General features: G+C 64.5%; 20 protein-coding genes and 3 tRNA genes. 16 read left to right on the top strand and 7 right to left on the bottom strand.

The window, feature by feature from the left end; all coding sequences use genetic code 11:
- Positions 1–51 precede the first annotated feature (51 nt).
- Both ASC68_RS11075 and ASC68_RS11080 read left to right on the top strand, forming a co-directional pair.
- On the top strand, positions 52–1,521 hold the full coding sequence (locus tag ASC68_RS11075) for a glycosyltransferase family 39 protein (RefSeq protein ID WP_055878735.1): 1,470 nt from the start codon (positions 52–54) through the stop codon (positions 1,519–1,521).
- Positions 1,522–1,739: 218 nt separating this feature from the next.
- Complete coding sequence (locus ASC68_RS11080; RefSeq protein WP_055878738.1) at positions 1,740–1,985, top strand: hypothetical protein; 246 nt, start codon at positions 1,740–1,742, stop codon at positions 1,983–1,985.
- Positions 1,986–2,441: 456 nt separating this feature from the next.
- Here the strand turns inward: ASC68_RS11080 and ASC68_RS11085 are convergent, their stop codons facing one another.
- Both ASC68_RS11085 and ASC68_RS11090 read right to left on the bottom strand, forming a co-directional pair.
- Positions 2,442–2,840: a hypothetical protein gene (locus ASC68_RS11085; RefSeq protein ID WP_055878741.1), complete on the bottom strand. Its 399-nt coding sequence runs from the start codon at positions 2,838–2,840 to the stop codon at positions 2,442–2,444.
- 377 nt (positions 2,841–3,217) lie between these two features.
- Positions 3,218–3,293: transfer RNA gene (locus ASC68_RS11090), tRNA-Arg, on the bottom strand.
- 201 nt (positions 3,294–3,494) lie between these two features.
- Here ASC68_RS11090 and ASC68_RS11095 point away from each other — a divergent pair.
- Positions 3,495–4,283, top strand: coding sequence for a YdcF family protein (locus tag ASC68_RS11095; protein WP_055878744.1), 789 nt, complete (start codon positions 3,495–3,497; stop codon positions 4,281–4,283).
- Positions 4,284–4,445: 162 nt separating this feature from the next.
- Here ASC68_RS11095 and ASC68_RS11100 read toward each other — a convergent pair whose 3' ends face one another.
- Complete coding sequence (locus ASC68_RS11100; RefSeq protein WP_055878746.1) at positions 4,446–5,030, bottom strand: metalloregulator ArsR/SmtB family transcription factor; 585 nt, start codon at positions 5,028–5,030, stop codon at positions 4,446–4,448.
- A gap of 241 nt (positions 5,031–5,271) precedes the next feature.
- Here ASC68_RS11100 and ASC68_RS11105 point away from each other — a divergent pair, with 241 nt between their 5' ends.
- Positions 5,272–5,958, top strand: a complete 687-nt coding sequence (locus ASC68_RS11105; protein ID WP_055878751.1) for a hemolysin III family protein — start codon at positions 5,272–5,274, stop codon at positions 5,956–5,958.
- Here the strand turns inward: ASC68_RS11105 and ASC68_RS11110 are convergent.
- Positions 5,945–6,406 (bottom strand): DUF192 domain-containing protein, encoded by a 462-nt coding sequence (locus ASC68_RS11110; protein WP_055878753.1) that lies wholly within the window; start codon positions 6,404–6,406, stop codon positions 5,945–5,947. The two genes, ASC68_RS11105 and ASC68_RS11110, sit on opposite strands and share 14 nt — an antisense overlap.
- A 186-nt stretch (positions 6,407–6,592) precedes the next feature.
- Between ASC68_RS11110 and ASC68_RS11115 the strand changes: the two genes are divergently transcribed.
- Positions 6,593–7,000: an SgcJ/EcaC family oxidoreductase gene (locus tag ASC68_RS11115; protein ID WP_055878756.1), complete on the top strand. Its 408-nt coding sequence runs from the start codon at positions 6,593–6,595 to the stop codon at positions 6,998–7,000.
- 69 nt (positions 7,001–7,069) lie between these two features.
- Here the strand turns inward: ASC68_RS11115 and ASC68_RS11120 are convergent, their stop codons facing one another.
- A complete protein-coding gene (locus ASC68_RS11120) occupies positions 7,070–7,693 on the bottom strand; it encodes a cold-shock protein (protein ID WP_082528075.1) in 624 nt (207 codons plus the stop codon).
- Between the two features lie 259 nt (positions 7,694–7,952).
- Between ASC68_RS11120 and ASC68_RS11125 the strand changes: the two genes are divergently transcribed.
- The 4 genes from ASC68_RS11125 to ASC68_RS11140 all read left to right on the top strand — a co-directional run bounded on the left by ASC68_RS11125 (position 7,953) and on the right by ASC68_RS11140 (position 9,266).
- Entirely contained in the window at positions 7,953–8,372 is a 420-nt protein-coding gene (locus tag ASC68_RS11125) for a VOC family protein (protein ID WP_055878759.1), read from the top strand.
- A 136-nt stretch (positions 8,373–8,508) separates the two neighbouring features.
- Positions 8,509–8,967 (top strand): D-Ala-D-Ala carboxypeptidase family metallohydrolase, encoded by a 459-nt coding sequence (locus tag ASC68_RS11130; RefSeq protein ID WP_055878762.1) that lies wholly within the window; start codon positions 8,509–8,511, stop codon positions 8,965–8,967.
- Between the two features lie 88 nt (positions 8,968–9,055).
- A tRNA-Glu gene (locus ASC68_RS11135) sits at positions 9,056–9,130 on the top strand.
- A 61-nt stretch (positions 9,131–9,191) separates the two neighbouring features.
- Positions 9,192–9,266 (top strand) — tRNA-Glu (locus ASC68_RS11140).
- A 60-nt stretch (positions 9,267–9,326) separates the two neighbouring features.
- On the opposite strand, the gene ASC68_RS11145 is transcribed toward ASC68_RS11140, so the two are convergent.
- Positions 9,327–9,908, bottom strand: a complete 582-nt coding sequence (locus tag ASC68_RS11145) for an NYN domain-containing protein (protein ID WP_082528076.1) — start codon at positions 9,906–9,908, stop codon at positions 9,327–9,329.
- A 152-nt stretch (positions 9,909–10,060) separates the two neighbouring features.
- On the opposite strand from ASC68_RS11145, the gene ASC68_RS11150 reads away from it, so the two are divergent.
- Entirely contained in the window at positions 10,061–11,305 is a 1,245-nt protein-coding gene (locus tag ASC68_RS11150; RefSeq protein ID WP_248310525.1) for a hypothetical protein, read from the top strand.
- 324 nt (positions 11,306–11,629) lie between these two features.
- Positions 11,630–12,076, top strand: a complete 447-nt coding sequence (locus ASC68_RS11155; protein WP_055878765.1) for an ion channel — start codon at positions 11,630–11,632, stop codon at positions 12,074–12,076.
- Positions 12,077–12,079: 3 nt separating this feature from the next.
- Here the strand turns inward: ASC68_RS11155 and ASC68_RS11160 are convergent, their stop codons facing one another.
- Positions 12,080–13,444: an FAD/NAD(P)-binding protein gene (locus tag ASC68_RS11160; protein ID WP_055878768.1), complete on the bottom strand. Its 1,365-nt coding sequence runs from the start codon at positions 13,442–13,444 to the stop codon at positions 12,080–12,082.
- A 203-nt stretch (positions 13,445–13,647) separates the two neighbouring features.
- On the opposite strand from ASC68_RS11160, the gene ASC68_RS11165 reads away from it, so the two are divergent.
- From ASC68_RS11165 to ASC68_RS11185, 5 genes are read left to right on the top strand one after another with little or no spacing between them, the layout of a single operon-like run.
- Complete coding sequence (locus ASC68_RS11165) at positions 13,648–14,535, top strand: amino acid ABC transporter permease (RefSeq protein ID WP_197421166.1); 888 nt, start codon at positions 13,648–13,650, stop codon at positions 14,533–14,535.
- Positions 14,532–15,368: an amino acid ABC transporter ATP-binding protein gene (locus ASC68_RS11170; RefSeq protein ID WP_248310526.1), complete on the top strand. Its 837-nt coding sequence runs from the start codon at positions 14,532–14,534 to the stop codon at positions 15,366–15,368. Before ASC68_RS11165 ends, ASC68_RS11170 begins: the two co-directional genes overlap by 4 nt.
- A 41-nt stretch (positions 15,369–15,409) precedes the next feature.
- Entirely contained in the window at positions 15,410–16,333 is a 924-nt protein-coding gene (locus tag ASC68_RS28970) for a transporter substrate-binding domain-containing protein (protein ID WP_055878774.1), read from the top strand.
- Between the two features lie 17 nt (positions 16,334–16,350).
- Positions 16,351–17,754 (top strand): NtaA/DmoA family FMN-dependent monooxygenase, encoded by a 1,404-nt coding sequence (locus tag ASC68_RS11180; protein ID WP_055878776.1) that lies wholly within the window; start codon positions 16,351–16,353, stop codon positions 17,752–17,754.
- 60 nt (positions 17,755–17,814) lie between these two features.
- On the top strand, positions 17,815–18,996 hold the full coding sequence (locus ASC68_RS11185; protein ID WP_055878779.1) for a mandelate racemase/muconate lactonizing enzyme family protein: 1,182 nt from the start codon (positions 17,815–17,817) through the stop codon (positions 18,994–18,996).
- Positions 18,997–19,039 lie beyond the last annotated feature (43 nt).

Consider the following 19,039-nt stretch of genomic DNA (forward strand, 5'->3'; position numbering starts at 1 on the left):
ATCGTGGACTGGGGGATAGCCAAAGCCGGCGGGTCGGCCGTTGAGCTGCGCATGGCGCGGCGCGACCTTGTATTGCCGCGCCTGGCGGTGGCGTATTTCCTCGTTCTCAAGCTCGTCTACGCGCTGTTCGTGCCGCCAAACATCGACGAGGCCTACTACTGGCTGTGGGGAGCGCACCTGCAATGGTCGTATCTCGACCATGCGCCGCTGGTCGGATGGGCCGGCGGAGCAGCGGCGTTGCTGCTGGGCTGGACCCCGATCGCGGTGCACCTGCCGGCGCTGCTGAGTTTTGGCGTGCTGGTCTACGGCCTCGCCCGCAGCGCCGAGTGGCTGGCTCCCGAGGATCCGGAGCGGCACTTCTGGGTCGGGCTGGCGCTGTTCTGTGCCTCGCCGCTGCTCAATGCGCTGACGACGCTCAACTATCCCGACCACGTGCTGATCTGCTTTTCGGCACTGTCGATGCTGCAGCTGGGTAAGTATCTGGGTGCGCTGCGCAATGGTGGCGAGGGCCGGCTGCGCGACCTCTACCTCGGCGCCCTGTTCATGGGACTGGCCGGACTCAGCAAGTACAATGCGGTGTTCATCGCCCTGGGGCTGCTGGTGGTGATCGTCGGCCAACTGGAATTTCGCCGCCTGCTCCGCTCGCCGCACCTCTATCTGGCGGGGCTGCTGACGGTGACGATCACCCTGCCGGTGGCGTGGTGGAACGCCCAGCACCATTTCGTCAGCGTCGGTTTCCACACTGCCGGGCGGTTCAATGCCAGCGGCAGCCACTTTTCGCTCGACGGCGTGACCTCGGTGCTCACAGCGTCGCTGTTCTACGTCTCGCCATTCCTCGCCTGGGGCTTGTTCCGCTTCCTGTTCGGTCGCGAGCTTGCCGGGCCGCAGGGCGCCTACCAGTTGCTGGGGCGGTGGACCGCCCTGCTCTCGAGTGTCGGCATGCTGGCGCTCGCCAGCTGGAGCGCCGCGGCAAACCAGGTGAAGCCGCACTGGCTGGTGCTGAGCTTTCTGCCGTTCGTCATCGTCGCGCCGCTGTTCGTGCGCTCGCGCTGGGCGATCCGACTGCACCTCGCCTGGGGCATGCTGCTGATGAGCCTGGCGACGCTCTATTATCTGGCGGCGCCACTGCCCACCCAATTGCTCGGCGTCCGGGACCGCGAGGCGGTAGAGACGTTCGGGCAGGAGCAGCTGGCAGCCGCGGCCAAGGCCGCCGCAGCGCTGCACGGCGCCTCGCTGATCGCCTCCACCACCTACGGCAACACCGCCAAGCTGGCCTTTGGGTTGGGCAGCGACGGCAACGTAATCGACCTCAGCGGCCAGCCGGGGCAGTTCCGCCTCTGGCGACAAGAGCTGCCGGATACGGGCAAGAACGTGATCATCGTCGCGCCGGCCGGCGCGCCGCCGAGCGGCTTCGCCGATCGCTTCGACAGCGTCGAGGACCTCGGGCCGGTTGACGCCGAGCGCTTCGGCCACCGGCTGACCACCTACCAGCTGCTGCTGGGGCGCGGCCTCAGGCCCTGATGCAGGGCGACAGAACAGCTGCATCACGCCAGCACAACACCACTGCAGCTAACCTCATTGCTGCCGCCGTTCGCGGCTAGGCTAGGTCTTTGATTTGTCGCGCTTCCGAGGTGGAAAAGTCCGCAATCCCCGCCTTTGTGGGGACTGGCTTTTTCCTGAGGCGTTCCAGGCAACCGCGAGCCGTATTCGGACGTTCAGGGCCGATCGGAGAGCAGTTTATGACGACGGTGAGAATTCTGGTGCGGCACGACGGAGCCGGCTGGCGAATCGCCAGCCCCGGCCGCGACCTCGACACGGCCTCGGGTCCGCGCCCCTACACGCAGCGCGATGAGGCCATCTCGGACGCGCTGTTCGCAGCCCGGATGCTGCGGGCATTGGGCGAGACGGCGTCGGTCTATGTAGAAAACAGCGACGGGCTGCGACTTGTCGCCGAGGAGGACGTACAGGTCTGGCGCAAGCATTAGTTTTGGTCTTGTGGCGTTTTCGAACGTCCTGAAGGCGCTGCAGGGCCAAACAGGGGGAACCGGATGCCGTCCGACAAAGAGCAGCATCCGGCCCACCCGATAGCGAGTGTGGACGCAGTGTCGGGCATGGCAATTAGCTGCCATGCCCGACACTGCCACAATCCCGACTAAGGTCGGTATGTCGCTGGTTGTGCAAGGAAAATGGTCTTGCACCATGCACCGGTGGTTGCGACCGGCGCCGGCAGTCAGGGAGCGCCGAGAAAGAACGGATGGCGGCGTCGGCAGGTCGGCCGGCTCGTCGCGGCCCACGCACCAACTCTCGGGGCGAAGAGGCTTGCAGCGCCCATTGACTGGGACGCACCGTCAACCCCGCTTACCCATTGCAAAGTTGATTGACGTGGCACTCGACACCCGCAGCGATCGCACATCGTGGGTGCAGGATCGGGGCCCCGCGATCTATGACCATCGAGCGGGGCTCGGTTCGTGAACGATCAGCGTAGCTCCCGGGGCGATACGCGCCCCTGCCCTGCGCGCGGCGATCTCACAAGCGCTGGCGCACATGCCTTCGACAACGAAGCTTCGCCCAAGCCCCTTGTACTTGTCGACGTGCCGCTCCCAGACCTGGACAATGCCGCCGAGCCCGGTCAGCACGCACACCGACTGCTCACATGCCGGGGGCCAATACCGAGCGTCGCCAATCATTTGGCGCACGCTAACCTCTCCGGCGCTGGTAAGACTCGAAACAGCCCAGATGATCAGCAGCCAGAGCATCCCCGACAGCACGAAGGCGCCCAGCCAGTACCAGGCACGCCCAAGGACCAACCTGCCTGAACTCCTTGCACCCTCGGCAGCCATCGTGCCCTCCATTTCGACCGGCAAAGTATCTCTGATACGGACTAAGGTCGCCAGTGACAGAAAAACCCAAATCTTCGCAAAATAACAGCCTTCTTTTCGACTCCCACAGGTCGATCGCCAAACCGACATCGATTCAAACCCTTAGTGATGGGCGCAGGTTCAGGGCTGAGAGATTGGCCGCATGGTTCGTGTTGGTTGCCACCCCAAGTAACCTGAGGGGGTCACGCCACTATACCGGCCGTCGCGGGCGGGCCCGGTGGTGTCAGCAACCGCGATGTGAGGATGGGTGACGCTGGAACAGGCTGAGCTTCACACCAAGCCGCTAGCGGAGAGGAGCTCGCGCTCCTCTGGCGGATGACCAACGCTGGTTGGGCGGGTGGCGACCTCGGCAGGATTCGAACCTGCGACCAACAGCTTAGAAGGCTGCTGCTCTATCCCCTGAGCTACGAGGCCGTGGCGCGGGTGTAGCGCAATCGGTCTCGATTGTCAGGCCTTGGGTTTGCCGACTCCCGGCAGCAATGGCAGGGTGCGCGCCACACTGGAGCGCTCCATCGCTCGTTGAAGCGATGAAACGCTCCAAGCGTTTGACTTGTCGCGCTTTCGAACCGGAAAAGTCTGCAACTTTTCCTGAAAACGCTCCGGGAGGACCCTGCCGTGTTCCCCTATCTCACGCGGATTTTCTGGCTCCTGGTGCAGCCGCTTTCGCTGGTTGTGCTGCTCCTGGTGGCCGGGCTGGCGTTGAGCTGGCTCAGGCGGCGGTGGATCTCGCGGATGCTGGTCGGGCTGGCGCTGCTGCTGCTGCTCCTCTGCTCTTTCACCACCTTCGGCTATGTGCTGATCACCCCGCTCGAGCAGCGGTTCGAACGGCCGGCGGAGCCGGCTCGGGTCGACGGCATCGTGGTGTTGGGCGGCGGCATGGATGGCGAGGTGAACTCGGTGCGCGGCGGCTATGAGTTCAACCGCTCCGGCGACCGGTTCGTCGAGGCCCTGCGGCTGGCGTTGCACCACCCGAACGCCAGGATCGTCATTGCCGGCGGGCCGGCGGCTTTGGTGCAGCAGGAGCCGGAAGCGCTGGCGGGCAAGCGCTTCTTTGAGGCGTTCGGGATCGCGCCCGAGCGCATCCTGATGGATGACCAGTCGCGCAACACCGAGGAGAATGCGCAGTTCGCCAAGCAGTTGGCAAAGGTCAGCGCGGGCGAGACCTGGCTGCTGGTGACCTCGGCCTTCCATATGCCGCGAGCGGTGGGGCTGTTCCGCAAGGCCGATTTCCCTGTCATCCCGTGGCCGGCGGATTACCTGGCGAGCGGCGCCGAAGGGGTGCGGATCAAGCCGGACCAATCGACCGAGAACATCTCGGTGAGCAGTCTCGCACTGCGCGAATGGGCGGGGCTGCTGGGGTATTACCTGACCGCCCGGATCGACGAGGTGCTGCCGGGGCCGTGAAGGGGCGAGGACCACGAGGCGCGCCACACACTCGATGTCATCCCAGCGAAAGCTGGGACCCATCCATCGGCTGGCACAGGCTGCGAGCGGACGAGGGCAAGAGCCCTCGCCGCGGGGTCCCAGCTTTCGCTGGGATGACACCGGTGAGTTGGGACCAGCAGCCTAGAGATCGAAGAACGACAGCTGCGGGGTCTGCTTGGGCGGCGGGGCAACGGGTTCTGCTTCGGCCCTCGGCTTGGCGACGCGCGGCTTGGCCGGGGCCTTGGACTTGACGACAATGATCGGCTCCGGGGGCGGTTCGGAAGCTGCGACCATGGGCACCGGAGCCGGCTCGGGTGCGACCAGAACGGGCTCCGGCGCAACCACCGGAGCTGCGACGATCGGCTCAGGCGCGATCGGCTCAGGGGGACGTACCGGCGCTTCGACGGTTTCTGGAGCTTCGGGGGCGACAGCTACCGCCACCGCAGCCTTCCTCGCCCTGCCCGGCTTCTTCTGATGCGTTTCCAGCCAGGCCATGCCGGGCTTCAGCTCGTCGCGCTGGAACGAGTAAAGGTTCTCGCGCCCCTGCTTCACCTCCTGCACCAGCCCGGCTTCCTTCAGCACCCTCAGGTGCCGGGAGATGGCCGGGCGGCTGATATCGAAGGCGGCCGCCAGCTCATGCACCGGGCGGGCCTTGTCGTGCAGCAGCTCGAGCACCCGGAGACGGGTGGGATCGGCGAGGGCGGAATAGAGGTCGGCGAGACTCATTTCGTCTTCCGAAACAATGGAGTGCGCGGACAGTTGTAACAACTGCGTTACGTGTCAAGCGGCCGGAGTGCGGAATGGGTTGACTGTGACAGTCCGATGACGGGATTGTCACAGCTTATTTGCTTCGGAGCGTTTCGACGAAAAGTCGAAGCGCTCTGCGCCGTTATCCTTTGTCGCGCTTTCGAACCGGAAGAGTCCGCAACTTTTCCTGAAAGCGCTTGTGAGAGAGCCCTGAAGCGCCGTGACGACCGAGACGACCATTGCCCGAACCTGGTGGACCCGGGGCCGCCCCTTTTCCCTGCCCGAGCTGATCGCGGACGGGGTGGTGCATGGCATCGGCATCGTCGTCGCCGTGGCGCTCGGGGCGGTGCTGCTGGCCTTTGCCGGCTACGAGACGGCGCCGAACGAGCTGCCGGCGCTGGTGCTGTATGTCGGCAGCCTGCTGCTGGTGCTCAGCATTTCGCTTGCCTTCAACCTCTGCCCGATCGCCTCGCCGGCGAAGCGTACTTTGGCGCGGCTCGACCAGGCGGCGATCTTCCTGTTCATCGCCGGCACCTATACGCCGTTCCTGGTGCTCTTGGGCGCAACACCCTCGAGCATCATCATCGGGCTGTTGATCTGGGGCGCGGCGCTTACCGGCATGGCGCTGAAGCTGTTCGTGCCGCACCGCTTCGGGCGGGGCGCGATCGTGCTCTATCTCGGCATCGGCTGGAGCGGTGTGTTCGTGTTCCAGGCGCTCGCCTCGCACCTGCCCGGCGTCGCGCTGTGGCTCCTGGTGGCGGGCGGGCTCTGCTACAGCGTCGGGCTGATCTTCCACCTGTGGGAGCGTCTGACCTTCCACAACGCCGTATGGCACGGCTTCGTCGTCGCCGGCGCCAGCCTCCACCTCGTGGCGGTGCTCGACTGCATGGTAATCAGCCGGCTGTAGCGCCGTTCTTGATGCGATCGTGCACGACGCGATCGCCGGCGGCGATGCCCAGTTCCTTGGCGCGGCCGCCCGGAATTTCCAGCACGAACATCACCGGACCATCGGACGGGATCGAGGTCAGATCGAGCGGCCGGGCGTTGGCGTGGATATTGGCCACCAACCCCTCGGCGGTGATGAACACCATGTCGAGCGGGATCAGCGTGTTGCTCATCCAGAAGCTGACTTCGCGGCTTTCCTTGAAATCGAACAGCATGCCGGCATCGGGCGCCAGGGCTTCGCGATACATCAGGCCCTTGGCCCGCGATTCTGGCGTATCCACCACCTCGACGGTGAAGGGATGGTTGCCGTTGCGCGACTCGATGACCAGCCGGTCATCAGAGGCGCAGGCGGTGAGCGTCAGGAGCAGGAGGGCGATGAAGGCGCCATGCAGGGCCCGGAGGATGTTCATGGGATCTTGGGGGGTTAGTGCGAACTGGCGACAGCTTAGCGGAGCGGCCCGGGTTCGGGAACAGCGTCAAGAGGCGCGTTAGAGAACAGCGTAAGAGACGCGTTAGGGAACAGCGTCGAAAGGCTATTGACCTCAACGGTGGTTGAGGTCCGACAAGCTTGGCATCCCAGATGGAAGGAAACCCAGATGAATGCCCAGCGGACTGCCGATATCGAGACCATCCACCGCTTTGTTGCCGCGGTTGAAGCGTCGCAGCGCAACCGCAGCCCCGACGATTTCATCGCGCTGTTCTCGCCCGATGCGGTGTGGGTGACGGGCGGCGGCGTGCGGCTGACCGGGCGCGACGAGATCGACGCCTTCACCCGTCGGGTGCTCACCCCAGCGCTGGGCGACGTGCACGCCACCTACAAAGTGGAGCACGTGCTGTTCGTCGATGACGACGTCGCCGCGGTCAATGTGCGGGCTACGCCCGTGCATGCCGATGGCTCACGGGTCGAGGGCGAGCTCGAGGGCACCAAGCTCTATGTGCTGAAGCGCAACGCCGAAGGCTGGAAGTTCGCCTCGAGCCATAACGGCTTCATCCAGCCGCAATAGCGGCCCGACAACCGGCCTCCACCACGCATGATACGGCTGCCTCCACGCCACGCGGGGAGGCGCGCGAGATTAGTGCGAGGACGGCGCGTCGCCCCAGCCGTCGGGACGGATCTCGGCGACCATCAGGCCCTTGGGGCCGGTGCCGTAGCGGACGAGGACGTGCTGGCCGGGGCGCAGTTCGGTGATGCCGAAGCGGCGCAGCGTCTCCATGTGGACAAAGATGTCCGGAGCGCCGTCGCCGGCCGAGAGGAAGCCGAAGCCGCGGATGCGGTTGAACCACTTCACCTCGAGGCGCTCGAGACGACTGGTCGGCTCGACGGTGACATGGGTACGCGGCGCCGGCATCTGCGCCGGGTGCTTGGCGGTCGAATCGTCCATCGAGAGAATGCGGAAAGCCTGCAGCCCACCCGGGCGCGCCAGCGCCTCGACGACGATGCGCGAGCCCTCATAGGCGGTCTGGTACCCGTCCCGCCTCAGGCAGGTCACATGCAGCAGCACATCGGGGCGACCATCGTCGGGGACGATGAAGCCGAACCCCTTGGAAACGTCGAACCATTTGATCGACCCAACCACCTCGATGACATCGAGATTGGCGTCGCCGCCGTGGTCGGATGCCGGGTGTTGTCCGAGCGGGCCGGTCTCGTCGGACCGGAACCCGGGCTCGTCACCGTCGGCGTTAAACTTGGCCCCCATGCCTCAAGCCTTTTCGTACTCGCCCCGCCGCTGTTCGGGGTACGCCACACATGAGGCACTGTGTCCGATTCAGCCGGGGAAGTTAAGAAGCGTTTACGATTTTGTCAGGGGTTTTTCGCAACCGCTTTGGAGGACCGGCAATACCGGCGCTTCCAGCTCGGTATTCGATGAGCCGTGTGTTGTCGACGAGTGTCCAACTTGATGCGGGCGGCCAGCCGTTGTAGGCCGCACCCGAGCACACTCTCCGGGAGGACCAGACGTGAAGTATCTCCACACCATGGTGCGGGTCACCGACATCGAAGCGAGCCTGAAATTCTATCGCGACGGCCTCGGGCTCGAGGAAATCCGTCGCACCGAGAACGAGAAGGGCCGCTACACGCTGATCTTCCTCGCCGCCAAGGGCCAGCACGAGACGCCGGTCGAGCTCACCTACAACTGGGACCCCGAGGTCTATACCGGCGGCCGCAATTTCGGTCACCTCGCCTACGAGGTCGCCAACATCTACGAGTTCTGCACCCATATGCAGAAGCTCGGCTACACCATCAACCGCCCGCCCCGCGACGGCCGCATGGCGTTTGTCCGCTCGCCCGACAACATCTCGGTCGAGATCCTGCAGGAAGGCGCCGCCCTCGCCCCCGCCGAGCCGTGGCTGTCGATGCCGAATACCGGCGCCTGGTAAACCTTCGGGGTAACCGACCGGTAACCAATCGGCTTAGCGGGCGGTTAGCCAAGACTTTGTAGCTTCCTCGCGAGCGCCGGCCGGGCAAGGGCCGGCGTTCTGCTACCGCCCTGACGCGCGGCATGGGAAGTGACGAATGATCCGACTGATTGCGGCGCTCGCAAGCGCCTTGCTGCTGAGTGGCTGCTTCTTCCTGGGCGGCGGCGGGGGCGGCGCCTCCTACAAGGGTTACGTGCAGCGGGCCGGCATGTTCCTGTCGTCGACCGATGTCGACAATTCCTGCATCTCGCCGAAACTGCGCTCGGTGATCAGCTCGTTCGAGCGCCGGTTCGGCAAGAAGATCGTGGTCAACTCCGGCTATCGCGATCCGATCCGCAACATCATCGGCGGCGGCGAGGATTCGAGCTATCACATGCGCTGTATGGCGGTGGATTTCTTCATCCCAGGCGTCAGCAAGGGCCAGCTCGTCGCCTTCGCCCTGCGCAACGAGCAGGTCGGCGGCCTCGGCTGCTACCCGGGCCGTGGCTTCATCCATGTCGACGTGCGCGACCGGCCGCGCGGCTGGAAGAAGCCCGTCACCTTCTCGGGCTGCTGAGCTTCCACAGGGGCTGACATAAGCGCGTGTTTCTTCGAAAAACACCCTTGCCAGCCCGAATGAACCTCCCTATACGGACGCCACCGCGGCGCCCTTCGTCTATCGGTTAGGACGGCACCCTTTCACGGTGCAGAGAGGGGTTCGACTCCCCTAGGGCGCGCCACTTTCCCCTCATGGGCTGGTGGTTGACGGTACGGCGCTCATCGCCGATAAAGAGTTCCTCCGCGCCCATCGTCTAGCGGTCAGGACACCGCCCTCTCACGGCGGGAACAGGGGTTCGATTCCCCTTGGGCGCGCCAATTCTTCTAGCTTCAGTTGCTTTGGGATTGCCGTTGCGGGGAAAGCGCGCTGGGATACCTTCAGCGCTGGAGTTTGATTTGGCTCTCGTCAATTATCCTGAACTCGTGGACGTACGGCTCCAGTGCCGCTGATACGCCACGACCAGTGGTAAAGACCTCAACACGCCACCCTTCCTCGACAGCAAACTGAAGCGCAGGGCCATAGTCGGCGTCCCCCGCGATTAGGACAATGGTCGAAGGCGCCTCCGATCGGCATATGGTCTTTGTCATGTCTCGAATGAGGTATGCATCGTCTTGTTTTGACCGGTTGTTCGTCCCGAGAAAGCCTCGGTTGACGGTGAAATTGTGCTGCTTCCAGATTTCCCAGAAGTAGTCGTCATCCGGTATGACGCCAGCAACATACGCACTTTCAATGAAACGCGCCTGTCCATTGGTGTCCTTACAAGCGGCAAGCGTAAGCAACCCAATGTCGATCCGGAATCCCTTTCCGCCGCCCGAGTTGACGATCCCCCAAAACAGGTTTTGATCATCGACGAATATGTGTACCTTTTTGTTTGCCAATACCTTGTGGGCCGGCGCGCGAGGGGTGCTAATCTTGAATGCGCCCTGTTTGGGCGGCTGGGATGATTTTTTCTTCGACAACCGACGCTTCCTTTGAACGACCGCGTTGCGCGGCTACGACGGTGTAATAAATGACAAACCAATGAAGCACAATTCGGCGACGATCGCAGACCTCGCCTATGTGGTGCCGCATCTAGTGCAACAACAGTATCCTGGTTAAGGTACGCCAAGTCATGGGGGACAACATGCCAAGGGCTAAAGCCGCGAAAGTTGCAGATGGCAAGGCGGAGAATGCTGAAAGACCGGCCGGCGACGTGGTCCGCAAGAACGTAGAAGCGGTGAACGAGAAGGTTGCTGCCGAGGTCGGCCGTCGTCGACGCGTGGTAAGAAACTTTCCGGCCGCGCCATTTGAGGAGCCGCTAGAGTTTGCACGACAGGTGTTCGAGTTCGGCAGCGGACAGGCAGTCAGGCGCCTCAGCTTGTTCCATCATCTCGACAAATCGCCTGAAAGCGGTTCCAGCCGACAGTTGATCATCAACGCCAACAAGTACGCTCTCATAAAGGGCGGGTATCAGGCCGACATGCTGGAACTAACGCCAGATGGCCTGCGCTCCGTTGATCCTGGTATCTCACCGCGTGACCAGCTTCGAGCGCGCATCAAGCTAGCGATCGAGGACATCGAGATCTTCGGCAAGCTCCACGAGAGGTTTGTCGGCCGATCATTGCCGGCCAAGGCTGCGCTTATCGATGCCGCGAAGGAACTTGGCGCAGACGCCACGGCCGCTGAGGAGGCAATAGACACGTTCATTCTCAACCTCCGCTTCGTTGGGCTTCTGGCTACGCTTTCGGGAGCCGAGCGCATCGTATCCAAGGACCATGCACTAGATCAGCTGCAACCGTCGTCCACCGCTGCCAACCAGCCGAGCTTCGGGCCGCCGGCGACAAGGGTAAGCGGCGCGGTGGTCACAGCTGAACATGCGCAATTCGACTCGACTTGCTTCTACATTACTCCCATAGGCGGTCCGGATAGCGAGCAGCGGAAACATTCCGACCTCTTCCTTGGAACTTTTCTTGAACCCGCGATTCAGTCCTTTCAACTAACGGTAGTGCGCGCCGACGGTATCGATAAACCAGGAGTAATCACGAAGCAGATAATCGAGTACATAGTCCGGTCACGTCTGGTGGTTGTAGATCTCTCCTATCATAATCCAAATGTGTTCTACGAACTGGCCATTCGACACATGATGCGGCTGCCCATCGTCCAACTCATACGCAAGGCAGATAGCATCCCGTTCGACATCAATCAGATGCGAACAATCGTTATCGATACGACAGATATCTTTAGCCTGGTGCCGCGTATCGCGACCTATCAGGCCGAGATCTCCTCTCAGATCCGTCGCGCGCTCGAAAACGCAGACGAAGTAGAAACTCCTATCTCCACCTATTTTCCGGGGCTTCGTGCAATCACGACGGGATGATCGGTAGTTGATCTCGATTTGCGAGGGGCGGCTGCGCACGCCCCTTGGAAGGACGCCCCATCGCCAGCACCAGCTAGTGTTCCGGCCGCACAAGGCTTGCCCTTGGTGCGCACCTGGTGCGTGCCGCACCGCGTACAAGTGCTGATGGCCGCTCCTGGTGAGTCTGGCCGCAAGTAGCGTCCAGAGCTCCGTATGGCGCGCCGGGAGTCTATCGTCCCTGGCAGTTCTCCCGCTCCCCCGATCGGTGAGGTCGTCGGTGCCCTTGACCGTGGGTGGCCGCCGTTCAATTCTTCCGCTGACGGCGACTGTCTCCCGGAGGGCTCGGTGACTTCGATCATTCTGCTGCAGCTCGGCTGGTTGGCCGTGGGCCTCACGGCGGCAGTGCTGATGCAGATTGCCGGATTGAGCATGATCTCGCGGCTGGTGACCCGCCTGAGCGCACGGCCCGAGGGGATGGCGCAGACGTGGCAGATCACCATTATGGGGCTCGTGGTGTATCTGCTGTTCGTGCTGCACCTTGTGCAGATCGCTGTCTACGCGGCGATCTATGTCGTCACCGGTGCGATCGACTCGGTGCATACGGCGCTCTATTTTTCGGCAGCGACGTTCACGACGATTGGCGGCGGCGTGGTGCAGACCGAGGAGCCCTGGCAGCTCTTCGCGTCGCTCGAGGGGCTCAGCGGCATCATCATGATCGGGTGGTCGATTTCCTTCCTTGTGGCCGTAACCAATCGGCTCGGCATGTGGACGCAGAAGACGTCGAGGAACTGAGGCTCAGCCAAAGGCGCGGGCGGCGGCTTCGCCCAGCACCCGTCTTGCCAGTTCGGCGCACTGCACCCGGATATCCGGAATCGCCTCGATCTCGAAGAAGGTGCCGCGGGTCAGCGGCCCGACCGCCAGCAGCCGGTCGGATGGCGTGCCGAAGCGGTCGATGGTGCGGCAGTCGGTGTCGACCTCAAGCCCGATGTGGAGCGGGTCGGGGCGGATGTCGCCGCGGGCGAGAAGGGCGCGGATGGCCGGGTTGCTCGATTGCTCGACGTCGACGCTGATGCCGCCGCAATCGTAGACTCTGATGACGTCGAAGAAGGTGAGATTGCTGGCGCCCTTGCGGCGCACGGTGGCGCGAACCTCGGCGCCGCGCCGTTCGATATCGAGGTAGGTGCCGGCGACGAGGCGGACCTGCCCTGCCCCCACTGCCTGTTCCAGTCGCGTGTGCAGGTCGGGCGGCAGGCGGTGGCGGTGGATGTTCCAGAACGGGCGGACATGGCTGAGGAAGCGGCGGCGGGAGCCGAGCGACCAGTTCTGCCAGATCCGCTGGTTGAACGGCCTGAGCGCATCGACGACACTGCGCCAATCCTCGCCACGCTCCGCCGCCTCCTCGACCAAATCGCGGAACCAGGCGGTGAAATAGTGGAGCTCGGTGCCGAAGGGCACGTCGGCCGCCTCGAGCGGGATCGGCGCCACCTGGCGGTGTGCCTTGGGCAGGAGACCGTGACGGGAGACCACGGTGATCGGGCCGCGATGCTGGGCTTCGGCCAGCGACAGCCAGGCATCGACCATCGAGAGGCCCGAGCCGAGCAGCAATACGGGGGCATCGGGATCGAGCGGCGTATCGGCGTCGGAGCCGACGCGCACGGCAATGCCCTTGGCGCGGGCCGGGTTGGTTTCGTGCCCCACCGCCAGTACGGCGGCATGCGCCATCAGGCTGGCGCCGCTTCCAAGTCTGGCTTCCACCCCTGCCCCGGTCGTCAGGACGTCGATGCACTCGTCGTGGACGATGTGGAGCCGGCCGGGCGCCGTGGCTTCGACTTCGGCCAGCACGTCGGCGAGATAGCTGCCGTAGTGGCGGCGCGGCACGAAGACGAAGCGTTCGGCTTCGGTGACGAGTTTCCGGTCGCGCAGCCAGCGCCAGAAGTGGTCGGGATCATCGGCATAGGCGCTCATCCCGGGCGCGGCGACATTCAGCACGTGATCGAGCTGGCGGGTCGAATAGGCGACGCCGCGGCCAAGGCTCGGGCGCTTCTCGACCAGCGTGACGCGGATATCGGCGGCGCTGCGTAGGAGGTGCGCGGCGAGCAGCACGCCGCTGGCGCCACCGCCGATAATGAGGATGGAGAGGCGTGGATGCGCTTCGTTCATGCGTGCTTCCTTGCGGGTTGGTCACGACGCAAAACGTCCCGATTGAAACGTCCGTCCTAAGCTAACGTTCTCCGAGGGCAGGTTTTTTCGTCGCCTGCGACCGGCGCGCTGCCGGAGTTCCTCGACCGGTTCCAACACATAGACTACTAATCCAGTCGATTTAATCAACACTGTATCCTTCCCGGATGCAGCGGGGGCTGGGCTTGACGCAACTGACGCTCGATATCGCCGAACGGGGCAGTGTGCCGCTCGAGGATCGACCGGTGGAGCGTCCGCGTTCGGGCCACTGGCATCGGGTGCGGAGCGGCCTCGTCTGGGCTGTGGCGGGGCTGATCGCCGCCTATGCGGTATCGGTAGTGGCCACAAACCCGGCGATGCGCTGGGATTCGATCGGCAAGTTCCTGACCGCGCCGATCATCCTGCAGGGCCTCGTCACGACGCTGCTGATCACCTTCCTGTCCGCTGTCATCGGGCTCGTCGGCGGGCTGGTGATTGCGCTGATGCGGATGTCGGCCAACCCGCTGATCAAGACCATCGCGGTGGGCTATCTCGGATTGTTCCGGGCGGTGCCGCTCCTGGTGCAAATCCTCATCTGGTACAATCTCGGCACCTTCTTTCCTGAGCTCGGCTTCGGCATCCCGTTCACCGATATCGGGCTCTATGGCGATACCAATGTGCTCCTGAGCCCGCTGGTGGCGTGCCTCATCGCCATCGGCTTGAATCAGGCCGCCTATATGGGCGAGATCATTCGCGGCGGGCTGCTGTCGGTGCAGCCGGGCCAGGTCGAAGCAGCGATCGCGCTGGGGATGACGCGGGCCAAGGCGTTCCGCCGGGTGATCGCGCCGCAGGCGGCCAAATCGATCATCCCGCCGCTCGGCAACGACATGATCAACCTGTTGAAGGCCACCTCACTGGTCTCGGTGGTGGGCGTCGGCGACCTGATGACCCGAGCGCAGGGAATCTATGCCAGCAACTACCAGGTGATCCCGCTGCTGATCGTCGCCAGCATCTGGTACCTGGTGCTGACCATCATCTTCACCATCGTCCAGGGCCTCCTGGAGCGGCGTTTTGCGGCCGGGGTGGCGCGATGAACTACGCTCCTCCCGACCTACGCGTCGCGACGGAAGCGCCGGCCCTGATCCGTGTGCGTAACGTTACCAAAAGCTACGGGGCCAACCGGGTGCTGGACGGGGTCAATCTCGATGTCCGGCAGGGCGAAGTGCGCTGCATCATCGGGCCCTCCGGCTCGGGCAAGAGCACCCTGCTCCGCTGCCTCAATGCGCTCACCGATTTCGACAGCGGCGCCGTGGTGCTGGACGAGACGCGGGTCGGCTATACCGAGCGCAACGGCGTGCTGAAGCCGTGGACCGGGCGGGAGGCTGCAGCATTCCGCAGCCGGGTCGGGCTGGTGTCGCAACATGTGAACCTGTTTTCGCACCGCACGGTGCTCGAGAACGTCATCGAGGGGCCGGTACAGGTGCTCGGCGCGAGCCGTGCCAGCGCCACACGCAGCGCGACCGACCTGCTGTCGCGGGTCGGGCTCGCCGACAAACACGACAGCTACCCCAGCCAGCTCTCGGGCGGGCAGCAGCAACGCGCCGCCATCGCGCGGGCGCTGGCGATGACCCCCAGGGTAATGCTGTTCGACGAGGCGACCAGTGCGCTCGACCCCGAACTGGTGGGCGAGGTGCTGGGGGTGATGCAGGCCCTCGCCAGCGACGGCATGACCATGGTGGTCGTCACCCACGAGATGCGCTTTGCCGAGGAGGCAGGCGACCGGATCGCGGTGATGGATGCCGGCCGCATCATCGAGGACGGACCGGCAAGCGAGATCTTCAGCCGGCCGCGCCAGCCGCGCACCGCCGAGTTCCTCAAGGATCATTTCAGGTTCGCTCCGGCCGAGGGCCGGCGCGACCGCGCCTGAACAACCGGGCAAACGCCCATCATGCAAGAAAGAGACTGACTGTGACCAAGCTCTCATCACTCGTAACCAAGGGGCTACGCGCCGCCGGCCTGACGCTCGCCGTGGCGGCGCCGCTGTTCGCCGCTCAGGCCGTCGCCCAGGATGCCGCAGCCGAGGCGGCCCGCGCCCTGCTGCCGGCCAAGTACCGCGATGCCGGGGTGCTCAACGTCGGCGCCTCGACCGTCTACGCGCCGCACTCGTTCTTCAAGGAAGGCACCACCGAGTTCACCGGCTACGAGATCGAGCTGTTCAACGCGGTGACCGAAATCCTCGGGGTGAAACCGGTCTATACCGAAGCGCCGTTCCAGCAGCTGATCGCCGGGGTGAAGTCAGGCCGCTCGGATGTGTCGCTGGGCGATCTCGGCGACAACGACCTGCGCCGCGAGCAGGTGGATTTCATCGACCACACCCGGCTCACCTTCCAGTTGCTGATCGACGAAGCCGACAAGGACAGCATCAAGACGGTGTTCGACCTCTGCGGGCGCGATCTCGGCGTGGTGCAGGGCACCACCAACATCATCTTCAAGGCGCTGTCGCAGTGCGAGAGCAAGGGGCTGAAGCCGGCCAACTTCATCGAGTTCCCCGATGCCACCGCCAAGGACCAGGCGATCCAGTCGGGCCGCTTGCCGCGCGCCGATATCTCGGCCACCGCCGTGGGGCGCTTTCGTGAGGCGGCTGGGCTGAACCCGGGCCAGATCCTCGTGCCGGCGCCGGAACTGGGCGACCTCTATATCGGCTTCATCGTCGACAAGGGGAACACCGAGCTCGCCAGCGCCATCGAGGCGGCGCTGCAGATCCTGTTCGACAACGGCAAGTACGCCGAGATCCTCACCGCCTACAACATCTCCGACCTCAACCTCGAGGCGCCGGGCGTCAATATCGGCCAGAACGCCTCGAACTGGGTGCAACCCAAGCCGAAGAGCTGATCGCCGGATCGATCCGCATGCGGGCGCCGGCAGCAGCCGGCGCCCAAGCCATTTCCACCAGGACCTCGATGATGCCCAGCGCCCGGCCCTCCGGCCATGACAAGATGAACATCGCCGTGCTCGTTTCGGGCGGCGGCAACCAGCAGGGCGCCTGGCGCCGAGCGGGGAGCAATATCGAGCTCGCCAATACGCCGGGCTTCTACGTGGCGTTCGCGCAGGCAGCCGAGGCGGCCAAGATCGACGCGATCTTTTTTGCCGATATCCCCTCGCTCGACCCCAAGGCGCTCGGGGTAAACCCGGTTCTCAACGCCTTCGAGCCGGTGGTGCTGACCTCGTATCTCGCGGCCTTCACCAGCCGGGTCGGACTGGTGTCGAGCGTTTCGACCAGCTTCTCCGAGCCCTATACGGTGGCCCGGCAGTTCGCCTCGCTCGATCGCGTTTCGGGCGGCCGCGCCGGCTGGAACATCGTCACCTCGGCCACTGGCGAGAAGAACTATGGTGCAACGCCCCTGCCCGACCAGGATGTGCGCTATGCCCAGGCGGCCGAGTTCGTCGAGATTGCCAAGCGCCTATGGGACAGCTGGGACCAGCAAACGCTGAAGATCGACCGGGCCAGCGGGCAGTTCGGCGACATCGCCGACATCCGGCCGACCGATTTCCACGGCAAGTTCTTCGACGTGGCCGGGCCGCTCAATATCCAGCGCCCGCCGCAGGGTTGGCCGGTGCTGTTCCAGGCCGGCGCCTCGCCGATCGGCCGCGGTTTTGCCGCCGAGACGGCCGAGGGGGTGTTCACGGCGCAGCAGACGCTGGAGGACAGCCTCGAATTCGCCCGCGACATGCGGGCCCGCGTCAGCGCCGCCGGCCGCGATCCGCGCCGGGTGAAGCTGCTGCTCGGCATCACCCCGATCATCGGGGCGACCGAGGCGGAGGCAAAAGCTACGGAGCGGGAGCTGGGCGAGTTCATCGACATCAAGGCGTCGCTGAGGAAGCTCAACAGCTATATCCCCGGCGTCGACCTGTCCGGCTTCGATCTCGACAAACCGATCCCGCGCGAGGCGCTGCCGGATGTGTCGGCGGTGCAGGGTCGGCAGAGCCGCTACAAGATCTTTGCCGATCTCACTCTCAATGACGGGTGGACGCTGCGCGAGCTGGTAAAACTCACCGGTCGCTCGGATGGGCACTGGACGCTGACCGGCAGCCCGGAGCAGATCGCCAACCAGATGGCTGAGCGCTTTCTGGCGGACGCCTGCGACGGCTATGTGGTGATGCCGACCTACCACCCCGAAGGCTCCGGGCTGTTCTTTTCGGATGTGGTGCCGATCCTGCAGCAGCGCGGGCTGTTCCGCACCGAATACGAGGGCACGACGCTGCGCTCGCATCTGGGACTCGATATCCCGGAACGCGGTGCGCGAGGCATCTGACGGCCTTTGCCGCCCCGCCCCTCCCCGCTATAGAGAGCGGCAAACAGAGGGGAGTATTCGATGTCGGCTGTGGGTCATCTGTCGGAGGGGGATCGCGGACAGGCGCGGATCACCGCGATCAAGGCGTTGCGGCTCGACAGCGGCTTCTGCCTGATCCGCATCGACACCGATGCCGGCATTTCCGGCTATGGCGAATGCGGCGACCTCGATGGCGACCTGGTGCGGGCGGCGCTGCTCACCCACGCCGAGGGCGGTGCACGGCTGCCGCATCTTCAGCTGATCGGCAAGGATCCGCTCGATATCGGGGTGCACCACCACAACCTGTTCTACGCCTACCGGCAGCGCCCGGCGCACATCATGATCTGCTCGGGGCTAGACATGGCGCTCTGGGATCTCGCCGGGAAACTGCTCAACCAGCCGGTGCACAAGCTGCTCGGCGGCGCATTCCGCACCGAGCTCGAACTCTATTCGCACTGCCCGCATTTCGATTTGACCGATGCCGGCGCCTGGGCCGAAGCGGCCGCCGACCTGAAGTCCGATCCACACGGCTTCAAGACCTTCAAGGTCGATATTCACGACGCTATCGGCATACCGATGCAAGAATACGCGCCGAGCCTGTCGCCCGGCGATATCCGCAAGATCGGACGATCCTACGAGCTGGCGCGCGAGCACCTCGGCGACGAGATCGACATCATCGTCCACTGCCACAACGAGCTCGACGCGCCAAGCGCCATCGCGGTGGCCGAGGCGGTGGAGGCGATCAAGCCGATCTACTACGAAGATCCGCTGCAGCCGGGCTTTTCGGAGAACTGGCTGGCGCTCAGGCGTTCGACCAACATCCCGATCATGACCGGCGAGAATATCGAACTGCCGGAGGGGGCGCTGCCGTTCCTCCAGCACCAGGCGGTCGATTGCCTGCAGCCCGACATCATCAGCTCGGGCGGCATCACCGGCACCAAAAAGATCGCCGACCTCGCGGCGCTCTATCGCACACCGATCACGCTGCACAATGTCAGCGGGCTGCTGATGAATGCGGCGAGCCAGCAGCTGGCGGCGTCGGTGTTCAACTGTCCGCGCATCGAGTGCACCCGGCGGGCGGACAGTCTCGCCTGGGCGTCGCCCAATCCGCTGCAGGTCAGGGACGGCAAGATGCAGGTGTCGATGGCGCCGGGGTTGGGGGTGGAGTTGGATCAGGACTGGATCAGCGGGCACCGGTTTGCCGGGGAGCCGGACTGGAACTAGGGCGCCGGCCTCTCAGTGATCCTCCCCCGCGTGGCGGGGGAGG

The sequence above is a fragment of the Devosia sp. Root105 genome (genome assembly GCF_001424865.1).
In the GTDB taxonomy this organism is placed as follows: Bacteria; Pseudomonadota; Alphaproteobacteria; order Rhizobiales; family Devosiaceae; genus Devosia_A.